The organism is Methylomonas sp. Uni0009, assembly GCF_054188105.3.
This window is the reverse complement of the sequence record NZ_JBTAFN010000001.1, coordinates 579,544-592,412: the sequence shown is the minus strand read 5'-3', so window position 1 is coordinate 592,412 and position 12,869 is coordinate 579,544. Positions and strand designations below refer to the sequence as shown.

16 protein-coding genes are annotated in these 12,869 nt (G+C 54.8%); 14 read left to right on the top strand and 2 right to left on the bottom strand.

Annotation, left to right across the window (positions count from 1 at the left end):
- The first annotated feature begins 67 nt into the window (after positions 1 to 67).
- A complete protein-coding gene (locus ACWAU0_RS02770; RefSeq protein ID WP_458138241.1) occupies positions 68 to 1,345 on the top strand; it encodes an NAD(P)/FAD-dependent oxidoreductase in 1,278 nt (425 codons plus the stop codon).
- 8 nt (positions 1,346 to 1,353) lie between these two features.
- Positions 1,354 to 1,554 (top strand): YgaP family membrane protein, encoded by a 201-nt coding sequence (locus ACWAU0_RS02765; protein ID WP_458138240.1) that lies wholly within the window; start codon positions 1,354 to 1,356, stop codon positions 1,552 to 1,554.
- 96 nt (positions 1,555 to 1,650) lie between these two features.
- Here ACWAU0_RS02765 and ACWAU0_RS02760 read toward each other — a convergent pair whose 3' ends face one another.
- Together ACWAU0_RS02760 and ACWAU0_RS02755 are read right to left on the bottom strand one after the other, a co-directional pair.
- On the bottom strand, positions 1,651 to 2,448 hold the full coding sequence (locus ACWAU0_RS02760; protein WP_458138239.1) for a hypothetical protein: 798 nt from the start codon (positions 2,446 to 2,448) through the stop codon (positions 1,651 to 1,653).
- 43 nt (positions 2,449 to 2,491) lie between these two features.
- Positions 2,492 to 3,349 carry an ion transporter gene (locus ACWAU0_RS02755; RefSeq protein ID WP_205453405.1) on the bottom strand — a complete coding sequence of 286 codons (858 nt, stop codon included), beginning with the start codon at positions 3,347 to 3,349 and terminating at the stop codon, positions 2,492 to 2,494.
- A 216-nt stretch (positions 3,350 to 3,565) separates the two neighbouring features.
- On the opposite strand from ACWAU0_RS02755, the gene nifE reads away from it, so the two are divergent.
- The 12 genes from nifE (at position 3,566) to ACWAU0_RS02695 (ending at position 12,770) form a co-directional block, all read left to right on the top strand.
- Positions 3,566 to 5,008, top strand: a complete 1,443-nt coding sequence (nifE, locus tag ACWAU0_RS02750; RefSeq protein WP_033157159.1) for a nitrogenase iron-molybdenum cofactor biosynthesis protein NifE — start codon at positions 3,566 to 3,568, stop codon at positions 5,006 to 5,008.
- A 1-nt stretch (position 5,009) separates the two neighbouring features.
- Entirely contained in the window at positions 5,010 to 6,407 is a 1,398-nt protein-coding gene (gene nifN, locus ACWAU0_RS02745) for a nitrogenase iron-molybdenum cofactor biosynthesis protein NifN (RefSeq protein WP_033157158.1), read from the top strand.
- 44 nt (positions 6,408 to 6,451) lie between these two features.
- The gene (gene nifX, locus ACWAU0_RS02740; RefSeq protein WP_458138238.1) at positions 6,452 to 6,883 is read left to right on the top strand and encodes a nitrogen fixation protein NifX; all 432 of its coding nucleotides are present in this window, start codon (positions 6,452 to 6,454) and stop codon (positions 6,881 to 6,883) included.
- Positions 6,884 to 7,218: 335 nt separating this feature from the next.
- Complete coding sequence (locus ACWAU0_RS02735; RefSeq protein ID WP_205453406.1) at positions 7,219 to 7,692, top strand: NifX-associated nitrogen fixation protein; 474 nt, start codon at positions 7,219 to 7,221, stop codon at positions 7,690 to 7,692.
- Between the two features lie 8 nt (positions 7,693 to 7,700).
- Entirely contained in the window at positions 7,701 to 7,916 is a 216-nt protein-coding gene (locus tag ACWAU0_RS02730; protein ID WP_020484884.1) for a CCE_0567 family metalloprotein, read from the top strand.
- 9 nt (positions 7,917 to 7,925) lie between these two features.
- Positions 7,926 to 8,243, top strand: a complete 318-nt coding sequence (gene fdxB, locus ACWAU0_RS02725; RefSeq protein ID WP_171696455.1) for a ferredoxin III, nif-specific — start codon at positions 7,926 to 7,928, stop codon at positions 8,241 to 8,243.
- Positions 8,244 to 8,855: 612 nt separating this feature from the next.
- The gene (locus ACWAU0_RS02720) at positions 8,856 to 9,179 is read left to right on the top strand and encodes a (2Fe-2S) ferredoxin domain-containing protein (RefSeq protein ID WP_020484886.1); all 324 of its coding nucleotides are present in this window, start codon (positions 8,856 to 8,858) and stop codon (positions 9,177 to 9,179) included.
- Between the two features lie 3 nt (positions 9,180 to 9,182).
- Positions 9,183 to 9,689 carry a hypothetical protein gene (locus ACWAU0_RS02715; protein ID WP_205453407.1) on the top strand — a complete coding sequence of 169 codons (507 nt, stop codon included), beginning with the start codon at positions 9,183 to 9,185 and terminating at the stop codon, positions 9,687 to 9,689.
- Positions 9,686 to 10,066, top strand: coding sequence for a hypothetical protein (locus ACWAU0_RS02710; protein ID WP_205453408.1), 381 nt, complete (start codon positions 9,686 to 9,688; stop codon positions 10,064 to 10,066). Before ACWAU0_RS02715 ends, ACWAU0_RS02710 begins: the two co-directional genes overlap by 4 nt.
- Positions 10,067 to 10,075: 9 nt before the next feature.
- A complete protein-coding gene (locus ACWAU0_RS02705) occupies positions 10,076 to 11,038 on the top strand; it encodes a Rossmann-like domain-containing protein (RefSeq protein ID WP_458138237.1) in 963 nt (320 codons plus the stop codon).
- 3 nt (positions 11,039 to 11,041) lie between these two features.
- Positions 11,042 to 11,494: a hypothetical protein gene (locus ACWAU0_RS02700; protein WP_445366921.1), complete on the top strand. Its 453-nt coding sequence runs from the start codon at positions 11,042 to 11,044 to the stop codon at positions 11,492 to 11,494.
- Between the two features lies 1 nt (position 11,495).
- Positions 11,496 to 12,770 carry a (Fe-S)-binding protein gene (locus ACWAU0_RS02695; protein WP_458138236.1) on the top strand — a complete coding sequence of 425 codons (1,275 nt, stop codon included), beginning with the start codon at positions 11,496 to 11,498 and terminating at the stop codon, positions 12,768 to 12,770.
- The last annotated feature ends 99 nt before the right edge of the window (positions 12,771 to 12,869 follow it).

Genomic DNA, 12,869 nt, shown 5'->3' with positions numbered 1-12,869 from the left:
ATAACACCACTATAAAAATAATTAATACGCAGAGTGTGTTCATCTAAACAGCAGCGAGGAGAAGGTCATGGCAAGAATTGTAGTGTTGGGTGCGGGGATCGGCGGCGTGCCGATGGCTTACGAAATGAAGGAAACAGTGGGGAATGCGCATGAAGTCGTGGTGATTTCCGATTCGCCGACTTTCCACTTTGTGCCGTCCAATCCCTGGGTGCCGCCGAAATGGCGCAAACCGGAGGATTTGAAAATCGAGCTGGCGCCGGTGATGGCGAAAAAAGGCATCAACTTCATTCAAAAGGCCGCGACCAAAGTCGATCCGGCCAACAACAAAATTGATCTGGCGGATGGCTCTTCGGTTGAATACGACTATTTGATTATCGCCACTGGTCCACGCCTGGCCTTCGATGAAGTACCGGGTTTGGGGCCGCACGGTGGGCATACCTCATCGGTCTGCCATGTCGATCATGCTGCATTGGCTGCCGAGGATTGGGACAAATTTATGGCCGATCCCGGTCCAATTGTGGTTGGCGCGGTGCAAGGAGCGTCCTGTTTCGGCCCGGCTTACGAATATCTGATGATTCTGGAAACCGAACTGCGTAAACGCAAAATCCGCGACAAAGTGCCGATGACTTTTGTCACCTCCGAGCCATATATCGGCCACCTGGGCCTCGGCGGGGTCGGCGACACCAAAGGCTTGCTGGAAAGCGCGCTGCGCGACAAGACCATCAAATGGATTACCAACGCCAAAGTGGATCGCATCGAAGCCGGCATGATGTACGTCACCGAAGTGGATGAAGACGGTAACGACAAGAAAAAATATGAAGTGCCGTTCAAGCATTCGATGATGCTGCCGGCGTTTACCGGCGTAGATGCGGTGCGCCATTGCGGCGCGGAAGGTTTGACCAATCCCCGCGGTTTCGTGATTGTCGATCAATATCAACGTAATCCCACCTACAAAAACATTTACTCGGTCGGGGTCTGCATCGCCTTGCCGCCGGTGGAGAAAACCCCAGTGCCGACCGGTACCCCTAAAACCGGTTACATGATCGAATCCATGGTGACGGCTACCGCCCACAACATCCGCGACGAACTGGCCGGCAAACAGCCGTCGGACATGCCGAGTTTAAGCGCTTTGTGCCTCGCGGACTTGGGCGACACCGGCGTGGCGTTCTTGGCCGTGCCGCAAATCCCGCCCCGAAATACCACTTGGTCCAACCATGGCAAATGGGTGCATCTGGCCAAAATCGGTTTTGAGAAATACTTCATGCGCAAGATTAAAAACGGCATCAGCGAACCATTTTATGAACGCATGATATTGAAATTCCTCGGCGTGGTGCGTTTGAAATAGCAGGCTATATGTCTATTTATCGTCTGGTAATGGCGTTTGCCGGCTCGTTCGTTCTGATCAGTCTGGCGCTGGCGCACTGGCATTCGCCGAATGGGCTGTGGTTTACCGCGTTTGTGGGGGCTAATTTAGTGCAAGTGTCGTTCGGCGGTTTTTGTCCGCTGGCGATTATTCTGAAAAAGCTTGGGGTTAAATCGGGTTGCGCGTTTTGATGGATTAAGTCAAAGTGCCGGATCGTTGCCAGACGGCGATTCGGCTGTTTTCTGTTCGGCCTAATCAAGCTTAGTTCTCGCACAGGGCATAGCGGTCTACTTTAAATAGGCCGCCACTGTTCTCGACTCCCAACCCCCTTCCGGCAATTCGCCGGGTGGATTGACCAGCCAATCCCAACAGGCCAATTGATCGGCATTTTGAAGATAGTCACTCAAAACGGGCCGGTAATCCGTTCGATCAAGGAAGCCGGCGCGGCCATGGCGTTGATCCGCAATTTCCGTGATCAGACAAACCGGCGTTTGCCAGCTATCCAACCCATTTAGATGGGCTAGCATCACGGCCCGACCGAAAGCTTCCAATTGTCGTGGCTCGGCGGCGGTATTTGCCAACCAGTCCAGCGGAAGCAGAGGCAATTGTGTCAGGCAATTGACCGACGCGACCCAACGCGGTTTAACCGCTAACTCGGGCGCTATAGGATTCCGCACCAACGCTGCTGGCGGGATTTGCCGATGCTGAGCCAGCCAGTTCACGATGCCGGTGGCGTCATGCGGACGACAAAACACTCGGTTTGGCCAACATTTGGTAAGGCGTCGGCTTGGGTAACTAAAGGCGATGTCCAACAACACTAACTGATCGAAATGCTGCAATAACTCGGCGATGGGTAGATCGTGTGCGCTGCCACCGCCGATAATCAGGGCGGCGCCACCCGTATCGCCTAGCAATTGTGCGGCACTCAGCAAAGCCTGCTGAGTGGCTTGGATATGCGGTCGCCAAGCCTGGCGACAGCGGCGGTGCCTGACTTGCAACGCAGCCATTTCCCGAGCGTAACCCAATAAGCGCGCTTGGCGGCTGGCGGTGCGCACGCCCAAATAATGCCAAAACTCTTCCAGCATTAGCTGTGTTGCGTTACGGGTAGTTTAACGGTTTGCGCAGCCACTATTCGTCCAAGCGATGCCCGCAATACTTGCAATGCGCTGCGTCGAAATCGTGGCTGGCGGCGCCGCAATTTCGGCAAGCGCGGTTATCCAGATTTTGGTTTTTGCGGGTGTTGAGCAATTCGGCGCTATAGATGCCGGTCGGCACGGCGATAATGCCGTAGCCCATGATCATAATGGTAGAAGCGATCATCTGCCCGAACGGTGTTTTCGGCGCGATGTCACCATACCCGACCGTGGTGATGGTGACAATGGCCCAGTACACGGCTTTGGGAATACTGGTAAAGCCAGCGGTCGGACCTTCGACGACATACATCAAGGTGCCGAACACCACGACCAGGGTCAGCACCGCGTATAAGAACACGGTGATTTTTCGTACGCTATTAACCAAAGCCACCACCAGAATGTCGGCTTCTTCCAGATATTCGGAAAGTTTTAGCACCCGGAAAATCCGTAATAGCCGCAAAATCCGCAAAGTCAGCATGTATTCCGCGCCGGGTAGCAGCAAACCCAGATAAGCCGGCAGTATCGACAACAAATCAACAATCCCGAAAAAGCTGCGGGCATACAGCCAAGGGCGACGTACGCATATCAAACGCAGCGCGTATTCCAACGTAAACAAACCGGTAAACAGCCATTCCGCCCAGAACAGCGCCGTCGCGTAACGTTGTTGAAAATCGGCCACGCTGTCCAGCATCACTACCACGATGCTCAGCAAAATCGCCACGATCAAGGCGATATCGAAGCGCCGCCCGGCGGCGGTTTCCGAACCAAACACAATTTGGTTCAGCGCCTCGCGCCACGCGGAAAGTGTCGTGCCTTGATTGTAGCGGTGCTGGCGTTTGGGCTTAGCGGTCATGGTTCTCGATGGTGAACGGTAGGGGAGTGCTGCTTGGCGGGCAAAGTATAAATCCGGTCCCGGCGGTCGGGCTAACTCAGACAATATTTTGTTTGGCGCCAGCGGTCGATTGTCGGGTTTGCTACAAATGAGCTTGGCTCAAAGCATAGAAAATTCAAGCGTTTATAAGTTGGCACAACCGTTGCAAAAGCATTATTAAAAACGTGAGGTTGTGTTATGAAATCGACCAAAGATATTGCGGAACTGCTGGACGAACCGGCTTGCGAGCATAACAAGAAGGAAAAGTCCGGCTGCGCCAAACCCAAACCCGGTTCGGCGGCGGGCGGTTGTGCCTTCGATGGTGCACAGATTGCACTATTACCGATCGCCGACGTCGCCCATATTGTTCACGGTCCTATCGCCTGTGCCGGCAGCTCCTGGGACAACCGCGGTACCCGTTCTTCCGGTTCGGAACTCTACCGAATCGGTATGACTACCGATCTGACCGAGCAAGACGTGGTGATGGGGCGTAGCGAAAAACGCCTGTTTCATGCGATTAAACAAGCCATCGAAACCTACAATCCGCCGGCGGTGTTTATCTACAACACTTGCGTACCGGCTCTGGTGGGCGACGATATCAATGCCACCTGCAAATCCGCCGCCGAACGCTGGGGCGTGCCGGTCGTACCTATTGATTGCGCCGGCTTCTACGGCACCAAAAACCTGGGTAACCGCATCGCCGGCGACGCAATGGTCAATCACGTGATCGGCACCCGCGATCCTGATCCGTTGCCGCCCGGCACCGAGCGCCCCGGTATCAAGGTACATGACGTGAATCTGGTGGGCGAATACAACATCGCCGGCGAGTTTTGGCACGTGCTACCGCTGCTGGACGAAATGGGCTTGCGGGTATTGTGTACCTTGTCCGGCGACGCGCGTTTCCGGGAAGTGCAAACCATGCATAAAGCCGAAGTCAACATGATGGTGTGCTCTAAGGCCATGGTCAACGTCGCTCGCAAGTTGCAACAAAGCTACGGCACGCCGTGGTTCGAAGGCAGTTTTTATGGCATTACTGACACCAGCCAGGCTTTGCGCGACTTCGCCCGAGTGATTAACGATCCTGATTTAATCGAACGCACCGAAGCCATCATTGCCCGCGAGGAAAACCGCATCCGCGAAGCACTAGCGCCCTGGCGAGAAAGGCTAAAAGGCAAGCGGGTATTGTTGTTTACCGGCGGCGTGAAAAGCTGGTCGGTGATCTCGGCCCTGCAAGATTTGGGTATGGTGGTGGTGGCTACCGGCACCAAGAAATCTACTGAAGAAGACAAAGCGCGGATTCGCGAACTGATGGGCGAAGACACGCTGATGATCGAAGACGGCAGCCCGAAAGCCTTGTTGAAAGTGGTTGCCGATTACAAAGCCGACATCCTGATCGCCGGCGGCCGGAATATGTACACCGCGTTGAAAGCGCGTATTCCGTTCCTGGACATCAATCAAGAGCGCGAGTTCGGTTACGAAGGTTATCAAGGCATGCTGGAACTGGTCCGGCAATTGGCTTTGACTTTGGAAAGCCCGGTTTGGGAAGCCGTGCGGGCGACACCACCCTGGCGCACCGGAGGCCTGAAAAAATCGGCCACTATCGAGGCGCCAGCAGAGCCTTTAGCGGCTCAGGCGGCATAGCATGGCCGACATCGTCAAACGCAATAAAGCCCTGTCGGTCAATCCGCTAAAGGCCAGTCAACCTACCGGCGGTTCCTTGGCTTGCCTGGGTTTTGACCGGGCGATTCCGATGCTGCACGGCTCGCAAGGTTGCACGGCGTTTGCCAAGGTGTTCTTTGTCCGACATTTCCGCGAGCCGATTCCGCTGCAAACCACCGCGATGGATCAAGCCAGTTCGGTATTGGGTGCGGACGAGAACGTCATCGAAGGCATCAAAGCGATTGCCGAAAAATCCAACCCGGCTCTGATTGCGGTACTGACCACCGGTTTGGCGGAAACTCAAGGCTGTGACGTGCACCGTAATGTTCGCGAGTTTCGCGACCGTTATCCGGAATATGCCCACGTGGCGGTGGTCGCAGTAAATACGCCCGATTTCACCGGCTGTGTGGAAACCGGCTATGCGGCGACGATTTACGAAATTATCAAAGCTCTGGTGCCGGACGCGGAAACCGCAGGGACCAAGCCGGGCAATCGTCAGCGTCAGGTCAATTGTCTGGTTAGCCCCATGTTGACGCCCGGCGATTTGGAAGCTTTGCGCGATTTGATCGAACAGTTCAATTTACGCCCCGTGCTGGTGCCGGACTTGTCCGATTCGCTGGATGGCAGCTTGACCGACGACGATTTTTCCCCGGTGACCATCGGCGGTACGCCAGTATCCGAGTTGGCGACCTTGGGTGAAGCTAAAGCCAGCTTGATAATTGGCGCCTCCTTACGCAAGTCCGGGGAGCTGTTGCAGGAAAAAACCGGTGTACCCAGTTTCTATTTCGATCATCTTTACGGTCTTCAGGCTAACGACGCCTTGATTACAACCTTGGCCGACATCAGCGAAATGCCGGTGCCGCAAAAGATTGAACGGCAGCGCGCGCAATTGCAGGACGCGATGTTGGATACCCATTTCATGCTCGGCCAACTGCGGGTCGCTATCGCAGCTGATCCGGATCAACTCAATGCCTTGATTCATCTGGTACAAGGCATGGGTGCGGAAGTGGTCACGGCCATCTGCGCCGGAAATACCCCGGTGCTGGCAACGGCACCGGTGGACAGCATCAAGATCGGCGACCTGGAAGATTTGGAAGTCATGGCGAAAGAGCGCAAGGCGCAATTGCTGATCGGTAACTCGCACGCTGTGGCTAGTGCCGAACGGCTGGGCATACCGATTCTGCGTATCGGTTTTCCGTTGTACGACATCATCGGCGGTTATCAGAAAACCTGGATAGGCTATCGCGGCACTCGGCAAACCTTGTTTGACTTAGCCAATTTGGTGATCAACTTTGCCCACGAGGAGATCGAGCCTTACTACTCGCCGTATGCGCAAAAACCCGAATCCGAACGTCAAGCGTGCTCGCCGTCATGTCATTAGCCCGCCGCATGCACGTTTTGCATACCCACGAACAGAGGATGCCTATGGAAACCGCTATTAAAGTCGCTTTTGCCACTACCGACATGGTGCACGTTGATCAGCATTTTGGCTCCGCCAAATCGTTTGCTGTCTACGCAGTGGATCCGGAGCAGTCCGAATTCATGGAAGCCGCGCAATTTGGCGAACTCGCACAGGATGGTAACGAAGACAAGTTGTCGGTGAAGATTCAGTTGCTGGAAGGCTGCGCGGCCGTGTATTGCCTGGCGATTGGTGCTTCTGCAGTGAAACAAATCGTCGCGCAAGGCATTCAGCCGGTCAAAGTCCACGAAGGCAGCACCGTCAAGGATCTGATCGCGGATTTACAAGCCGAAATGAAAGCCGGCCCATCCAGTTGGCTGGCCAAAGCCATCAACCTACACAAAGGCCCCAATCCGGAGCGGTTTAACGCGATGGAAGAGGAGGGGTGGGAGGAGTAGTTTTTTAGTGCCAGCAAGTTGTGTCGCTGGCGCGACGGCTGTTTTGTATGTCGGTTCGCGGACCGACAACCGCGATACTTTTCTTTGCTTGTCCAAAGAAAAGTATCCAAAAGAAACGACACCCGAAATGCCGCTTTGGCCCTGCGCGCCGAAGCGTTTATCGAGGGTCGGCAGAAGGGGCTTCCCAGCCCCTCCGCCGACGTGCGGCATCCTTGCCGCACCCCTTCGGGCAATTCTCGATAAACGCTTCGGTGCTCGGCGCGGCATACGGGGTTTAGCGCCTAGCGCGATTAAAAGTATTCAAATTGATTAAACACTAAATTAGGAGAACCACCATGGCCCAACCCGCATTAGTCGTCGAAGCTGGCGACCCCTATATGACCTCGGAAATCGTCGTCGAAATGGTCAAACAACTGCGCGCTCTCGATACCTACGATACCTATGAGGGCTGGTCGGAGGAAAAGATTATTGATCCCTTGGTAATGACCAAAGAACGCAAGCGCGAGATACCGATTATCGGCGACCCGGATGAAATTACCTTGGCGCGCGTCAAAGCCTATTACAACTCCATTGCGTCGTTGATCGAAAAGAAAGGCGGCTTGATGGCCGTGCCGGTGATCAACATCACCCACGAAGGTTTCGGCCGGGCTTTGGTATTGGTCGGTAAATTGATCGTGGTGGATAAAGTCTTGCGCGATGTGCACCGTTTCGGTTTCCCCAGCCTGGAAGATTTGGCGGCCAAAACCGATGCAACCATTGAGAAAGCGCTGGGTTTGATCACAACCTATAGAGAAGTAGCCGAAGCTTGAGGTGTGCGATGAGCGACGAAGAACTGAAAGTATTGGAAAAAGACGTGAAGAAAGCCAAGCGTATTGCTAGCGAGGCGGCCTCGGTATTGCACGATTTGATCGAAGACAGATTGCCGGATGCCTATGGTGAGCTGATGGGTATTGCGCAAGCCACTTACGACGCCTGCAAAGCCTGGGATGATGCCAACAAGAAGTTCTTGGCTGCCAGCAAAGAAACGGCCTAGGAGACGATCATGAGCGAATTTGTAACCGGCGTGACCTTTGGCGGCACCGTCTGGACACCGTCCTATGTTACCGACATTAATCAGCGTACTTGTATCGGGTGCGGCCGTTGTTTCAAGGTTTGTCCGCGCGACGTATTTGATTTGGTCGAAAAAGACGAAGCCTTATCAGCCGAAGATTTTGGCGACGATTACGGCGACTTTGAGGACGATGACGATAACAGCATGGTGATGAGCCTGAAAAATGCTGCCGACTGCATTGGTTGCGAGGCGTGCTCCAAGGTTTGTCCTAAGGATTGTTTTACGCATCAGCATAAGGCGGCGGCTTAGTTTGTGTCGCTGGCGCGACGGCCTTTTTAATGTCGGTTCTCGGACCGACAACCGAGTGACTTTTCTTTGCTTGGCCAAAGAAAAGTCACCAAAAGAAAGGCCACCCCGATGCCGCTTTGATCCTGCGCGCCGCAGCGTTTATCGAGGGTCGGCAGAAGGGGCTTCCCAGCCCCTCCGCCGACGCACCGCATCCCTGCGGTGCCCCTTCGGGCAATTCTCGATAAACGCTCCGGTGCTCGGCGCGGCATAGGGGGGGAACACCGTCTCTGTGTAGCTGGATTGGATTGCTGTTCTCGAATTGAAAGATTGTTTTCCAGGGGAAGGGTGTGGTCCCGTATTTCGACCCCGAGCATCGCAGTTTTTTGCGGGATTAGCCCGGAGGGGAGCGGCAGGGATGCCGCTCGTTGGCGAAGGGGCAGGAAGCCCCTTTCGCCAACCCCCGTAAAAAAACGAGAAGCACAGGATCAGGGCGAAATCCGGGTGTCTTTTCTTTTGGATACTTTTCTTTGGACAAGCAAAGAAAAGTATCCCGCTTGTCGGTGCGGGAACCGACATTAAATACTTCGTCGCGATAGCGACACCTCTAAAGCGAACTAAATAAGGATACTCATTATGCCTCGTCCCGATAAACACGTATTCGTCTGCACTCAAGCCCGTCCGCAAGGCCATCCGCGCGGCTCCTGTACCGCCAGTGGTTGTGCCGAGGTGATGAACGAGTTCATGAATCAAATTCAGGCTCGCAACCTGTTCGAGAAAATCGGCCTGACCAACACCGGTTGCATGGGCCCTTGCATGCTGGGACCCAGCGTGTTGGTCTATCCGGAAGGTGTGATGTACGGCAAAGTTACCAAAGATGATGTCAAAACCATCATCGATCAGCATCTGTTGGGTGGCGAGCCGGTCGCCGCGTTGGTTGCGCCCGCCGAGGTCTGGTAATCCATGAGTCAGCTCGGCTTTTTTGAAGAACGGGTGTTATTCAGTCCGGATGTGCCGGAAGAGGTGAATAAACTGTTGCAGATGGCGGTAGCGGCCAGTCATGCGGACAAGCCCTTGGCGGAAAAGTATTTCAGACAGGCGCAAGCCTTGGATGCTACTTGTCTGCAAACTTATTTTGCTTTGTATAAATTCTATTTTTATCAAGGCCGTCTGCTGGAAGCCGAGCTTGAAGTGATGGCGGCACTAAACGAAGCGGCTCGGCAGGGCGGTTTTCCAGCCGACTATCGGCAACTGGGCCGGGAATTGGCGCAGTGGGATATGTACGCCAGCGAAGTCGCGCTGTTTTATCTCTACAGTTTAAAAGCGCTAGCCTTTATCAAACTGCGGCGGCAATTGGATGCGGAAGCCCAGTCCATACTGGTGTTGATGCGCGCGCTTGATCCGGAAGACCGTTCCGGCGCCTCGGTGATTATGGATTTGGCCGACGCCGTGCTGGAGGATGCCGCATGACCAGCGAACGGGTTGCCGAGCAGGTCTCGGCGCGGCGGGCTTTCGGCGAGACAGTCTGTCAACGCATTATAGAAAATATCGTCAAGTTGGGCTTTCCGTTACAAACCGAACTCAGTTTGCCGAAATTCGATAGTGCCGAGTTCAGTTTAGTCACCGACCCGTTTACCCAAACCCAGGATCTGGTGGGTTATTGGTACAATGCCGGTAAGCAGCGCATCGGTCAGATTAAATTTCATGGCGACGGCAGTTTTTATGCCGAATACGATGTTGTGCAGCCGCACCCGACCAAAAAACAATGGTTCGTCGAGGCCATTAATGCTTGGGGCCAGCAAGACAACATCAAAACCGAAGCAAAATTGCTAGACATCCCGCAATAAGGGGGGGCAATGGCTAACCCAAAACGTTTGTACGAACTGCTGCTGGACTATTGCAGTAGCGATGCCGTGGTGGACAATCTGATGATCGGTTTGGTCTGGACTGTGTGCCAAAGTCAGGGCCGGGCCACTGCCGGCTTGGCGATGAGTCCGGGGCAGAACACGCGCACCTTGCCGTGGTCGGGCACCTTGGTGGGCAAACCGGTGACGGATTTGGCCGCCTGGATTACCGAATGGGAACCGTATAAAGCCACGGTTGCCATGGCAGCTATCAACAGTTGCATCAACGCTCGGCCTTTACCGGATTCGCTGGTGTTGGACAGTCACGACGAACACGCCAATCTGGCGGTGTTCGAACATTTCTTGCCGCAGCTGAATGGCAAAAACGTGGTGGTGATCGGTCGTTATCCGGGCATCGAACGCTATCAAGACAAAATGCATTTAACCATTTTGGAGCGACAACCGTCTGCCGCCGATCTGCCGGATTCCGCGTGCGAGTTTTTATTGCCGCAAGCCGACTGGGTGTTTTTGACCGCCAGCAGTATTCCGAATAAAACCTTTCCGCGCTTGGTGGAGCTATCCTGTCATGCCAAAACCGTGTTGATGGGCCCCACCGTACCGTGGCTGCCGCAGTTGCATGAGTTTGGTATCGATTATCTGGCCGGGGTGGAAATTGTCGATCAAGCGGCCTTGTATCACACCGCCGCGCAGGGCGGCGGCGTGCGGATCTTTAATAACGGCTTACGCTACCGCGTGGCGGAACTGGCCCCGCAAAGCAGTATCAGCTGGTTGAAGCAGCAAATCGCCGATTGTTTTAACGAAAGAACCCAACTGACCGAAGCGATGGAGCAATGGTATCGCGACGGCAATAAGGCGCGCTTCCCGCATTACTCATTGTTGAACCAAATCAACAGCCGGCTGTCGCGCTTGGATAGCAGCTTTAAATCGCTGTGGGACAATTGTGCGCCTGGCTAAGCAATGAACAACGCAGTGCCGGAGGCGTTCGATAGCCACCGATTGTTATTGATGTACAAAGGCGATATTAGCGCCTTGACCTTGTTTGCCCAGCAGGCCGGCGGCAGCGTGTGCTTTCCGCAATCCTTGCCGCCGCTGTCGGTCGCTTTTGATGAAGATGCGACGGTAAACGACGGAAAAATCACCGTGCACCCGGCAACGCTGGTTAATGCCATCAATCGTCTGCTGGGGTTTGATAACGATTTACTCTATGCCGAAGCGGGTTTTAAAGAGCATGTCGATACCCCAAAAGGTACCGTCACCGTATACATGGCGCGTTTCAAACTGCTGGATCCGCCGCACCGCTTGATGCAGTCCTTGGGTTGCCACATGCGCACCTTGCCGGAGTTGCGCGGTCGGCCGCCAGCTGAAATGGAGTTGTTGCGTCGGGCTTACACCAAAATGATGGAGGGCTAACATGTTCGATATGATGGATTTTGGCATGGGCGAATTTACGGGCGATGACGGCTCGGGGTCGCCTGCGCCCAACGGTCCGTATATCCCGGAAGCCAGCGAATGTATGCGCTGCGGCATGTGTGTCAGCAGCTGCCCGACTTTTCGTTTGTTCGAAGTTGACGCCGAAACGCCCCGGCAACGTATCCGCACCATCAGCAAAATCTTGGTGGAGGATGTACCCATCAGCGCTGAAGAGCGCGCCCATTTGGATAATTGCCTGCAATGCCGCGCTTGCGAAACTGCCTGTCCCAGCCGGATGAGTTACGGCGCCTTGTTCGATCAAGCCCGAGCGAAATTGCAGAAAGCGGCGGTCCGCCCTTGGTTAGCCAAGTTGGCGATGTACTTTATTGAACACAAACGCCGGCGGCGGATGTTATTACCCTTGCTGTCTTTGTATTTACGTTCCGGCCTGCGAAAACCCCTGAGAGCCAGCGGCTTGCTGCGCAAATTAAAATTAGATACCGCCGAAAGTTTGCTGAACGAGCCGGCCTTGGGCAGTTTGGCCGGGATTTATCCGGTCGGCAGGCGGCAGCGGCAGCGCGGGCGGGTGGCCTTGTTTACCGGCTGTCTGGCCGAGCATTTCGACCGCGCCACCCAACGGGCCGCGATCAAATTGCTCAATGCCATAGGCTATGAAGTGGTGGTGCCGGAAGGCCAGGGCTGCTGCGGCGCCATTCATCAGCACAACGGCTGTTCCGCGCAAGCCTTGAAAGAGAAAAATATCGAAGCGTTTTACCAATTGGAAGTGGACGCGGTGATCTACGTGGCCAGTGGCTGCGGCGCGATGTTGAGCGAGTACGAAGGCGATAATAGCGAAACTGCCGGTTGGTTTGCCAAGCGCCTGCAGGACATCAACGAATTTTTATTGGAACATTGGTCGAAGAACTTGGAGCCTGCCGCGTCCAATATGAATGTGGCGGTGCACGAGCCGTGCAGCCAGCGTAATGTGTTGAAAAACGGCCGTGCCGTTCACGATCTGCTGCGGAAAATCCCCGGTTTGAACATCGAAGCCTTGCCGGACAATCAACTCTGTTGCGGTGCCGGCGGCAGTTACATGCTCAGCCACCCGGAAAACGCCCAGCAACTGCGCAACGCCAAGCGCCAGGCCATCGAAGGCTCCGGTGCGGATGTGGTGGTTAGCAGTAATTTCAGCTGCGCGTTTTACCTGAATGCCGAACGCGCCGAGACCGCGCGCAAGCTAGTGCATCCGATACGCTTGTTGGCGGACAGGGTGTAGGTTTACCACTTCATACCTTGGCTTCATAGCCAATCTTGGCACCGTAGAGTAGCCAAGCGCTTAGCCGAGACTACTCAGGTTGCAGTTTGCTAGGCGGGC

Excerpts from the sequence above, each read along its gene's own strand:
- ACWAU0_RS02715 (WP_205453407.1), top strand. The coding sequence starts at position 9,183 with ATGAGTCAGCTCGGCTTTTTTGAAGAACGGGTGTTATTCAGTCCGGAT.
- ACWAU0_RS02760 (WP_458138239.1), bottom strand. The coding sequence starts at position 2,448 with ATGCTGGAAGAGTTTTGGCATTATTTGGGCGTGCGCACCGCCAGCCGC.
- ACWAU0_RS02710 (WP_205453408.1), top strand. The coding sequence starts at position 9,686 with ATGACCAGCGAACGGGTTGCCGAGCAGGTCTCGGCGCGGCGGGCTTTC.
- nifN (WP_033157158.1), top strand. The coding sequence starts at position 5,010 with ATGGCCGACATCGTCAAACGCAATAAAGCCCTGTCGGTCAATCCGCTA.
- ACWAU0_RS02765 (WP_458138240.1), top strand. The coding sequence starts at position 1,354 with ATGTCTATTTATCGTCTGGTAATGGCGTTTGCCGGCTCGTTCGTTCTG.
- ACWAU0_RS02720 (WP_020484886.1), top strand. The coding sequence starts at position 8,856 with ATGCCTCGTCCCGATAAACACGTATTCGTCTGCACTCAAGCCCGTCCG.
- ACWAU0_RS02730 (WP_020484884.1), top strand. The coding sequence starts at position 7,701 with ATGAGCGACGAAGAACTGAAAGTATTGGAAAAAGACGTGAAGAAAGCC.
- ACWAU0_RS02695 (WP_458138236.1), top strand. The coding sequence starts at position 11,496 with ATGTTCGATATGATGGATTTTGGCATGGGCGAATTTACGGGCGATGAC.
- ACWAU0_RS02735 (WP_205453406.1), top strand. The coding sequence starts at position 7,219 with ATGGCCCAACCCGCATTAGTCGTCGAAGCTGGCGACCCCTATATGACC.
- fdxB (WP_171696455.1), top strand. The coding sequence starts at position 7,926 with ATGAGCGAATTTGTAACCGGCGTGACCTTTGGCGGCACCGTCTGGACA.
- ACWAU0_RS02705 (WP_458138237.1), top strand. The coding sequence starts at position 10,076 with ATGGCTAACCCAAAACGTTTGTACGAACTGCTGCTGGACTATTGCAGT.
- ACWAU0_RS02755 (WP_205453405.1), bottom strand. The coding sequence starts at position 3,349 with ATGACCGCTAAGCCCAAACGCCAGCACCGCTACAATCAAGGCACGACA.
- nifE (WP_033157159.1), top strand. The coding sequence starts at position 3,566 with ATGAAATCGACCAAAGATATTGCGGAACTGCTGGACGAACCGGCTTGC.
- nifX (WP_458138238.1), top strand. The coding sequence starts at position 6,452 with ATGGAAACCGCTATTAAAGTCGCTTTTGCCACTACCGACATGGTGCAC.
- ACWAU0_RS02770 (WP_458138241.1), top strand. The coding sequence starts at position 68 with ATGGCAAGAATTGTAGTGTTGGGTGCGGGGATCGGCGGCGTGCCGATG.
- ACWAU0_RS02700 (WP_445366921.1), top strand. The coding sequence starts at position 11,042 with ATGAACAACGCAGTGCCGGAGGCGTTCGATAGCCACCGATTGTTATTG.